The sequence below is a fragment of the Mesorhizobium sp. M1169 genome, from assembly GCF_040318345.1.
Taxonomy (GTDB): Bacteria; Pseudomonadota; Alphaproteobacteria; order Rhizobiales; family Rhizobiaceae; genus Mesorhizobium.
The window spans coordinates 1-986 of sequence record NZ_JAMYME010000108.1 but is presented as its reverse complement, the minus strand read 5'-3'; the positions used below and the strand labels follow the sequence as shown (position 1 = coordinate 986).

Below are 986 nucleotides of genomic sequence, written 5' to 3'. Positions count from 1 at the left end.
ACGGCATGATGGGGTGGACGGCGCCCGACGGCATCGGATGTGCCAGAATGAGTTCGTTGAGATCTCAAACAAGGGAGCCGTCCGTGGAACACCTTATCCGTATTGGCATGGATACGTCCAAGAGTGTTTTTCAGCTGCATGGTGTCGACGCTGCGGAGCGTTCGGTGCTGGTGCGTAAATTGCAACGGCGGGCGGTAGTCCCGTTCTTCGCCAAGCTTGCGCCGGTGAGGATCGGGCTGGAGGCGTGCGGTGGCTCGCATTACTGGGCGCGCACGCTGTCGGGGCTGGGTCATGAGGTGGTGCTGATCGCGGCGCAGCACGTGAAGCCGTATGTGCGGCGCGGCAAGCATGACGCGGCTGACGCCGAGGCGATCTGCGAGGCGATGAGCCGGCCCAGGACACGCTTTGTTGGGATCAAGAGCGGCGAGCAGCAAGCGGCGCAGATGCTGTTTGGGGTGCGCGAGCAGCTGGTGCGGCGGCGCACGCAGCTTTCCAACACGATCCGCGGCTACGCAGCCGAATTCGGCCTGGTGGCCGCACAAGGCCTTGCCCGCATCGAGCCACTGCTGGCCCGCATTGCCGGCGACGCGACGGTGCCGGCGCTGGCAAAGGAACTGCTTGAGACGCTCGGCGAGGAATACCGCGCGGTGTGCGCGCGATACGCGGCAATCGACAAGAAGCTGTTGGCCCATCACCGCAAGGACGAGACTGGACAGCGGCTGGCTGCGATGCCCGGCGTCGGGCCGGTCGTGGCGAGCCTGCTCGGCGTCAAGGTCACTGATGCGACAGCGTTCGGTTCGGGACGCGACTTCGCGGCGTGGCTGGGGCTGACGCCGAAGAACCATTCGACCGCCGGCAAGAACCGGCTGGGGGTGATCACGCGGGCCGGCGACGAGATGCTGCGGCAGGCGCTGGTGGTGGGCGCGACGGCCCACATCCAGCAGGTGCGTCGCGGCCGCGCCAAGGCCTCGCCGTGGCTGGCGGCG

1 protein-coding gene is annotated in these 986 nt (G+C 67.1%); it reads left to right on the top strand.

The window, feature by feature from the left end; genetic code table 11:
* Nucleotides 1–83 precede the first annotated feature (83 nt).
* Nucleotides 84–986: IS110 family RNA-guided transposase (locus tag NKH41_RS34020; RefSeq protein WP_352773707.1), on the top strand; the 903-nt coding region annotated here is incomplete at its 3' end.